Annotated in this window: 8 protein-coding genes; all 8 read right to left on the bottom strand. The window is 43.9% G+C overall.

Annotated elements, in window-relative coordinates:
* Nucleotides 1-194 precede the first annotated feature (194 nt).
* A complete protein-coding gene (locus tag INT03_RS12595; protein ID WP_060491391.1) occupies nucleotides 195-527 on the bottom strand; it encodes a hypothetical protein in 333 nt (110 codons plus the stop codon).
* 319 nt (nucleotides 528-846) lie between these two features.
* Nucleotides 847-1218: a DUF3144 domain-containing protein gene (locus INT03_RS12590; protein WP_404644854.1), complete on the bottom strand. Its 372-nt coding sequence runs from the start codon at nucleotides 1216-1218 to the stop codon at nucleotides 847-849.
* 72 nt (nucleotides 1219-1290) lie between these two features.
* Nucleotides 1291-2457: a methionine adenosyltransferase gene (gene metK / locus INT03_RS12585; RefSeq protein ID WP_045451444.1), complete on the bottom strand. Its 1167-nt coding sequence runs from the start codon at nucleotides 2455-2457 to the stop codon at nucleotides 1291-1293.
* 162 nt (nucleotides 2458-2619) lie between these two features.
* A complete protein-coding gene (locus INT03_RS12580; RefSeq protein ID WP_193009220.1) occupies nucleotides 2620-3216 on the bottom strand; it encodes a DJ-1/PfpI family protein in 597 nt (198 codons plus the stop codon).
* 325 nt (nucleotides 3217-3541) lie between these two features.
* Nucleotides 3542-4237, bottom strand: coding sequence for an endonuclease III (gene nth / locus INT03_RS12575; protein ID WP_193009219.1), 696 nt, complete (start codon nucleotides 4235-4237; stop codon nucleotides 3542-3544).
* A gap of 111 nt (nucleotides 4238-4348) precedes the next feature.
* The gene (locus INT03_RS12570; protein ID WP_193009218.1) at nucleotides 4349-5197 is read right to left on the bottom strand and encodes an RnfABCDGE type electron transport complex subunit B; all 849 of its coding nucleotides are present in this window, start codon (nucleotides 5195-5197) and stop codon (nucleotides 4349-4351) included.
* Nucleotides 5198-5299: 102 nt separating this feature from the next.
* Nucleotides 5300-6325, bottom strand: a complete 1026-nt coding sequence (nudC, locus tag INT03_RS12565; RefSeq protein WP_193009217.1) for an NAD(+) diphosphatase — start codon at nucleotides 6323-6325, stop codon at nucleotides 5300-5302.
* 250 nt (nucleotides 6326-6575) lie between these two features.
* Entirely contained in the window at nucleotides 6576-8258 is a 1683-nt protein-coding gene (locus INT03_RS12560; protein ID WP_193009216.1) for a hypothetical protein, read from the bottom strand.
* Between the last annotated feature and the right edge of the window lie 7 nt (nucleotides 8259-8265).

Genomic DNA, 8265 nt, shown 5'->3' with positions numbered 1-8265 from the left:
GATTCGGGTGCGTTGCACTTCGATGTTGAATCCAAGGATCATAAAAAAGCACCCGCCTATGATTAAGCGGGTGCTTTTTTATATGATTTAATTGTCTTTTTTAGTTTGATATAAAGCATTTACACAAAGTTATGAAGCAAAGTTATGAAGCAAGGTTATGAAGCAAGGTTATGAAGCAAGGTTATGAAGCAAGGTTATGAGCACTGTCCTTTAACATAACCTACTGCTGCCGTTGTGCCACATGCCGAACATGAGTTGCCCGCAGTGCGATAACTAAATCCTGAGCTGGTTTTTACTTTGACACACACAGGATCATATTGCGCGGTACACATCGTTTGCTCAGGGTTGTAAGGTGGGCATTTGATGAAAGGGTTGTCGCTGTTCTGTTGGCTGTGCCCAGTGCTATGAATAGGGGCGGTGTCAGGCGTATCGATGCTTTGGATGTTATTGCAGCCAGCTAAGGCAATAGTGACTGATAACCCTAATAATGACAGGCATAATCGCCATGATTTGAATAAGTGGTTCATAATCATATGTCCTTATAAATAGTGTTCGGTAAGTCCCTGTTATCGATAGCTGGTTGCAACCATGTGATGAACAAGGTGGTTTTAATTGATAGTAGCCTATTTATCAGCAGTCATCTACCAAATCATGATTAATAAAAAACCCAAGCCTATGATTAAGCTTGGGTTTGAGCATCACTATAGTCATTCCACTATAAAAATATTACTGCGTTAATCTCGCTTGAAGTATTAAATATACATCTACACTCGGTTGCCTTGTACTACTTTTAAATTGAACTGACTATACCAGTCGTTTTATAAATGCCAGCTAAAGGCAATAGAACTATTTGGCTGCTTTGTCATCTTGATTAAGCTGAACATATTTATCAAAGTTCTGCGCATAATCAGTCAGGTTGTCGCTCAGCATTTGGCGATACTGTTTGACATAAAATTCAACGATATCATCTTTTTCTTTGGCAAAGTCATCGCCTTTGACAAAGCCGATAGAAGCGACAGATGCGCTATAACGTGCGGCTGCATAAAGTAGTGATGCGCCTACTTGTCCTGAATGCGCTTCAGAACCCAACTGACTGTTTGCGATACCAATGATGGCATCAGCACGTTGGTAAAATGCTTGCATTTCAGGGGTAATCTCAATGTTAGCGTCAACATTGCTGTCTTGAATGTTGCTGTCTTGCATATTGTCTTGAGACATAAGCGACTCCTAATAAGTGTCGGTAATTTTAAATTTATAAAGAGGGTTTGTAGGTGGTGCAAAGTTATATTTTTACAAACCAGCGTCTGCTTTTAAGATCTCAGCTTTGTCTGTTTTTTCCCACGTAAATGCAGTTTCAGAGCCAGGACGACCAAAATGACCAAAAGTCGCCGTTTGCTGATACATTGGCTGCAATAAGTTTAGCATACGGGTAATGCCATAAGGGCGCAGGTCAAAATGGGTGCGAATCAGACGGATGATTTCATCATTGCTGATTTTATTCGTACCAAAGGTATTGACAGAGATAGAGGTTGGTTCAGCGACACCAATGGCATAACTAACCTGTATTTCACAGCGCTCAGCAAGTCCTGCCGCAACGATGTTCTTAGCCACATAACGCACGGCGTACGCAGCACTGCGATCTACTTTCGATGGATCTTTACCACTGAATGCACCGCCGCCATGACGCGCCATACCGCCATAAGTATCAACAATGATTTTACGACCTGTCAATCCAGCATCACCAACAGGACCGCCAATCACAAACTTACCCGTTGGATTGATATGATAGCGCGTGCCAGCATGCAATAATTCAGCAGGCAATACTTGTTTGATGATAGATTCCATGATCGCTTCTTGCAGGTCTTTTTGCGAGATACTTGGATCGTGTTGCGTTGATAGCACCACGGCATCAATGGCAACAGGCTTGCTACCATCATATCTTAACGTCACTTGTGCTTTGGCATCTGGACGCAACCACGGCAACTCGCCTGCGCGGCGCAGCTCAGATTGGCGTTCCATCAAGCGGTGAGCAAATTCGATAGGGGCTGGCATCAACACGTCAGTTTCATTGCTGGCATAGCCAAACATAAGACCTTGGTCACCTGCGCCTTGCTCTTCAGGGTCGCTACGATCGACACCTTGAGCGATTTCAGGAGATTGTTTGCCGAGCATATTGATGACCGCGCATGTTTCGCCATCAAAGCCTAAGTCTGAGTGGTGGTAACCAATACCGTTTACGGTATCACGCACGATACGCTCAACATCGATATTTGCCGTCGTGGTGACTTCACCCGCTAGTATCACAGCACCTGTTTTAACCAAGGTTTCGCATGCCACGCGTGCATGCAAATCTTCACGTAAGATGGCGTCAAGGATGGCATCTGATATTTGGTCAGCCATTTTATCAGGATGACCTTCGCTCACAGATTCTGAGGTAAATAAGTTGTATTCACGCATAATGGGATCGCTTAATTGCAGGGACTGTATTCTACGAACTCAGTCATTATTAAATGTATATAAAAATAAAAGGCGAAAACGAATAAAAAAATTAGCACATTTTACCGTGTATCGAGGTAAAACTCTAGCGATGGATAATACTAAGAAGTAACTAGGCATGGATTAACCATGGTAAAAGTCATCAATCTCGCTATTTTCTTGCCAGCGATATTCAGTATAGTGAGCGATCTGGCGCGCCGTATCGATGTCATGTCTGTCGGCGATAAAACCAAGCGCCATGTCCATACCTGCACTGACACCTGAGGACGTATAAAATTTGCCATCAACAACCCAGCGTGCTTGCTCGGCCCAATGGACTTTGTCAGATTGCGCTATTACCCATTGCCATGACAGTTTATTAGACGTTGCGCGCTTGTCATCTAAGACGCCAGCCTTAGCCAACAATGCACTACCCGTACAAACGCTAAGTACCCAATCAGCATGGTCAACCAAGGTTATTAACGTCTGCAAAAATGGTCGGTGATTGATTTGCTGGCGAGTACCCATGCCGCCAACCATCAATAAAATATCAGTCTGATGCGCTAACTCGGTGACAGCGACTGTTTGCATCGCAACGCCATGCTTACTATGGATAATGCCGCCGTTTAAGGAGGTAAATTGCAGACGATAATGCTCAGGTAAGCAGCCAAACATCTCGATAGGTCCAAATAGATCTAAAGTCTCAAAATCATCGAATAATAGCGCGGTCAGTGTCTGCATATGGCTTCCTGATTTTTAAATAATGTTTACAAAAGTAAGTAGGCGTCTACTGCCTTTTTAACCACGCTATTCATGTTTTATTTATATAAAGTAGATAAATTAAACCTTCTATAACTAGGGCGTGTCCTCATTTTAAAAATGGTGATAAAAATGAGATAAATTGCCGTCAAACAAGGAAAATAGCGCACATAATATCGAGATATTAAGAAGCTATTTGACGATGTTTGGCAAAATTTAGCTATTTTTAGCCCATTTAGAAAGTAATTGATTGAATTGAGGACACGCCCTAGAGCAGTTGTCGTTCTAAAAGCGATCGTTCTAAAAGTTATAGCTCCAAAAACTTGGCTTTGTCTTTAAACATACATTCGTCATAAACAGGGCACGCCCCGCATTTGGGTGTACGAGCTTGGCAGGTATAGCGCCCGTGTAAGATAAGATAATGATGCGCATCCACGATGAAGTCCTCTGGGATACGCTCGACCAACTTATTTTCAACGATCAAGACGTTCTTGCCAGTAGCCAGCCCCGTACGATTACCCACCCGAAAGATATGAGTGTCGACCGCCATGGTTGGCTGACCAAAGGCGGTATTTAACACCACATTGGCGGTTTTACGACCAACGCCAGCGAGAGATTCTAAGTCCTTGCGATTATCAGGGACGGTGCTATTAAATTTCTCAATTAAATCATGGCAAGTTTTGATGACGTTTTTGGCTTTGGCATTGTATAAGCCAATATTTTTGATATAAGATTTTAGACCGTCTTCACCCAATGCCAAGATTGCTTCAGGTGTATTTGCTACGGGATATAATTGCTTGCTAGCAATATTGACGCTCACATCCGTCGCCTGCGCAGACAAGATGACCGCGATCAGCAGCTCAAAATTACTCTTATAATTCAATTCCGTAACTGGCTCATCAATCGTCACTGCCAGCTTTTCAAAAAATGGACGCACGTCACGATTGGGCATTCGTCTCGATGGCGGGGTATCGGCAGTTTTGTGTTTGACGGTTTTACTCATAGTATTCTTACTATTTTTTGGCTATTGATAGTTAATAACTGATACAAGATATCGGAATAAATTTATTTTAGCGATGTTGGGTAGACTGTTTAACAAATGACAATTACGCTGTTAAAGTTGACTTAACTCCACTTGCAATGCGTCAAGCTCTACTTGTTTGCTCTCATTTGGACGGACACTCAGCTGCTTTTCTAGCTTTTTAATTTTACTACGTAGCTTCGCTGCGGCAATGGTGTTTTTTGCCTGCGCTTCGCTAATATTCAACGATTGACTAGCGGCATTGTTCAGTTTTGCTTCAACCATGCTGACCACAGGTCTACTATTGCTACTATCCGCCAGCTGCTCGGTGACGCGTCTTAAATGAGTATGATAGCGCTGTCTTAAATCTTCTTGCTCTGTGGTACGTTCAGAGCTAGACAGCTCCCGTTCAACAGTGACCAAATCGATGCAGTCGACTGGACAAGGAGCGATGCAAAGCTCGCAGCCGGTGCATAAATCCGTAAAGATAGTATGCATGTGCTTACCAGTACCCACAATAGCATCGACTGGGCAGGCAGGTATACATTTGGTGCAGCCGATACAATCATCTTCACGAATCACCGCACGTACCTCAGTCGGACGTTCAGAGTTCGCATCTATTGGCCACTGAGACGGCGCAGCGCTAAGTATCGCTTCATGACTATCTATATTAATAATTTGAGCGATAGCATTGGTAACGGGTTGACCACCGGGTACACATTTGTTGTATGGCTCATTGTCTAGCACGATAGCAGCGGCATAGGGTAAGCAGCCATCTGGGTGCTCGCAAAGCCCACATTGTGTTTGCGGTAAACAAGCATCAATATATGAGATTTTCGCTTGTATGTCCGCAGGTAAGCGCTCTATATCCAAAGTGTCGAACAAGATTGGCAAATTGGTGAGACGGATATGGGTGCTATTTTTACTAGTGGTGCTTTGCATATGCTTTAAAACCTTAATATCAGTGCTAAGTGTGCTCTGAGTGCTGACATTAGAATAATAGGATAATAACGATATTGATAAATGCTGCATTGATATTATAGATTAAAGCAAAATACCTTGCTCATTGGCAATTTGTGCGATCAGCTCGTAAGCAATGCTACCTTTTGAGGGTATTTTTGGCAAATTTGACAGATCAAAAAAATCGGCGTGCGACAGCTCATCTTCTTGAATGATAAGTTCACCAGCTGCATAAGAAGCTCGAAAGCCTAGCATTAAATTAGACGGAAACGGCCATGGCTGACTGCTGACGTACCGAATATCTGATAGGCTGATATTCACCTCTTCTGCCACTTCGCGCACCACCGCGTGTTCTAGGCTTTCACCCACTTCTACAAAGCCTGCAATCAAACCATATAGTAACGGTTGTGGCGACTGTAATAAATGAGGCGCTGTTTTTTGCTGTCCATAACGATGATGATGGGCTAGCAAAATCTGCATTTCACCGGTTTGCGGATTCGGGCGAGTAATAGCTGTGATGACACAGGGTTGTACACGTGGGTATTGGCGCAATCGGCACACTGGACAGACCATGGCACGCTCATCTCGTTTGGCATGAATGGTTGGGGCAGCACAGCGACTACAAAACTGTGTATCTGTTTGCCAGCGTAATAACTGCATCGCTTGGCTAAGCTGATCGGACAAAGCCACGGGCAACTGAGTAATCAGCTGGCGGTAAGGAACAAAAGCATTGCCACTGCCCTCAGCGATGATAGGCAATGCAATATGATGTGCAATTGCATAGTCATAAGTAATGGCGCTAGCCGCTTGCGCAGTAAAGGTGTGGGGAGTATCAATCGAACTGTCGGCACTTTCTAGAGTATGGGAACTTTTTAAAATATCGGCATACTTCAGAGTATCTACACTCGCGTTAGTATGATTGACATCAGGCGACCAGTGACGCGGTGCTAGGCTTTCGAGTAGCGTGACATGACCAACTTGATAAGCAAGCTGGGTCTCCTCATCTGAATGTGTAGCGGATGGGGGTAATTCAAGCTGCACCGGCCACCATCCATTAGGTTGCTGGCGGCATAAAATGGTGTCATCACTAAATACAAAAGCGCTGGTCATAAGTAAAATTCCAAACCGGTTACGGTCAGTACGCATCAGTGTTGATACAGACTTTTTTTTAATTGAAGTAAAGTCAATCCTATATCATTCGGATACGGTGTCAGTCAGGCTCGCTTAGCACTACTATTCGTAGTGTTTTCACTCACCTTGCTTGTATCTAGCTTATATGGGATCGACTATATATAAATGAAGGGCTATGGCAGCAAAGCCGCCATTTAAATATCATTTTAGTGCTTAAGCGTGATAAAAATTAGGCTGCGAGTAAATGGCTCAAGCTCTGCTGTCCCACATCTAATGCTTGTTTGCTGACCGGACGATGGTGTTCAAAACCATCTAGATGATGATCGACGGCCATAATGACATCAGCGATACAGGCAAGCGTACTGTCTTCAATACGTTGTCCACCTTCGATACGCTGCTGAAGATAATTGGCCAATTGACTGAGCATGCTGGCAGGTGTTGGCAGCTGTAAGAAGCGCACAGCCCCTGCCACTTGGCGCATCATCTCAGGTATGTTCTGAATATTGAGCATATCGCGCTCTGGCTCAGCCAAATAATCGTTAATGGCTTGTTCTGCACTGGCAATAGCGGAACGACTTTCTTGTATCAAAGTATCATTAGCCGTATTGAGCTGATGTAAAGAGATATGCGGGTTATTCAGTGGCAAATAGATGGCCCCTGGTGTGTGCATTTCTGCCATTGCAATGGTGGCGTTTTCCGCATGCATTAATGCCAACAGCAAGTGATCAAAATCGTCAGGCGAGGGCGTTTGCCAATGACTAACAGCTTCTGCTGCTACGCTGAGACTATTGGCTGCATTTGATAAACCAAGCAAGCGTAACGCTGAGCTCAATTCTGTTAGCTCTTCGATAATCTGTGCGGTTTGCATATCGACAGGGTTCAATGAATCACCACGTGCGTAGCTATCCACATTTTCTTTGATGGTATTAATTTGGGTCTGAATGATGGTGTTCAGAGTATCGGTCAGGGCGCGATTAGGACCGAATAAGAAACGTTTCATTTGCTCAAGTTGCGCGCTTTCCAAGTGGTTGCTGGCGTATTGCTCACGCAGCCGTTGCGCTGCATCACTGTCACGCTGGCAAGCAAAACTGACCAAATCAGCAAACCGTTTGTCCATCACAGGCAAGTAGCTTTGGAATTGCTGCTCTAAATAAATCAGTGTGTGTTTTTGACTCAGATTTAGCGGTAATATCGTGGCAATGTCAGTGACAGCTGCGGTGGCCGCTTGCCAAAATAGACTGCTGGTGTTCGATGCTATCAAAGCACACGCTGCACTCATGGCGTCAAGTTTCTGCTGATCGTCTGGGCTAACGTTGCCATCTTGATTGAGCAGAGCGACTCCAAGACCACTACGATAAGCATAAGTTAGTAGTTCAGTGTCTAGGTTAAGCTCGTCAAGTGGTTGGAAGTTTTGTTCAGGGTTGGCAATGATGACACTACTGCTACCAAAGGCTGCAAAATAGTCTGCTGTGATAGGGGTTTCTTGCCCGTGAGCATTGAGTTTATTGATAACAGGCAGTAACAAGGTTGGCTCTACCGACTCTGTCAAAAGTACAAACTCGATATAGCGATCCAGTGTCATAATGGCTTCTGATAAGTCCATAATCAAGCTGGTATCGTTATTATCACCATTATCATAGAGGCGCTGTAAACCATTGACAATAGCGGTATTCAAAGCCTCTGCACCAACCAAAGATATCAGCTCAAAGATGCAAGACAGCTGCTTTAGCACAGTGATAGAATCTAATAATAAAGGGGCTTGACTATTATCATCATTAAATTCACTCAGATGAATCTCAGTATCTTTTAAGGTTACGATGATCTCATCATGCAACAAATGTAGCGATGGTAGATTGAAATCAGTAACACTAAGCGTTGGGGCCGTTAACTTCATTTGCGCAGACTGGTTCATAGGTGTT

Source organism: Psychrobacter sp. PG1 (assembly GCF_014897815.1).
Classification (GTDB): Bacteria; Pseudomonadota; Gammaproteobacteria; order Pseudomonadales; family Moraxellaceae; genus Psychrobacter.
The sequence above is the reverse complement of the archived record's forward strand: the minus strand, read 5'-3'. Positions and strand labels throughout refer to the sequence as shown.

What these genes read in the sequence shown, in the direction of transcription:
- INT03_RS12595 (WP_060491391.1), bottom strand. Translation starts at nt 527, where the DNA reads ATGAACCACTTATTCAAATCATGGCGATTATGCCTGTCATTATTAGGG.
- INT03_RS12590 (WP_404644854.1), bottom strand. Translation starts at nt 1,218, where the DNA reads ATGTCTCAAGACAATATGCAAGACAGCAACATTCAAGACAGCAATGTT.
- metK (WP_045451444.1), bottom strand. Translation starts at nt 2,457, where the DNA reads ATGCGTGAATACAACTTATTTACCTCAGAATCTGTGAGCGAAGGTCAT.
- INT03_RS12580 (WP_193009220.1), bottom strand. Translation starts at nt 3,216, where the DNA reads ATGCAGACACTGACCGCGCTATTATTCGATGATTTTGAGACTTTAGAT.
- nth (WP_193009219.1), bottom strand. Translation starts at nt 4,237, where the DNA reads ATGAGTAAAACCGTCAAACACAAAACTGCCGATACCCCGCCATCGAGA.
- INT03_RS12570 (WP_193009218.1), bottom strand. Translation starts at nt 5,197, where the DNA reads ATGCAAAGCACCACTAGTAAAAATAGCACCCATATCCGTCTCACCAAT.
- nudC (WP_193009217.1), bottom strand. Translation starts at nt 6,325, where the DNA reads ATGACCAGCGCTTTTGTATTTAGTGATGACACCATTTTATGCCGCCAG.
- INT03_RS12560 (WP_193009216.1), bottom strand. Translation starts at nt 8,258, where the DNA reads ATGAACCAGTCTGCGCAAATGAAGTTAACGGCCCCAACGCTTAGTGTT.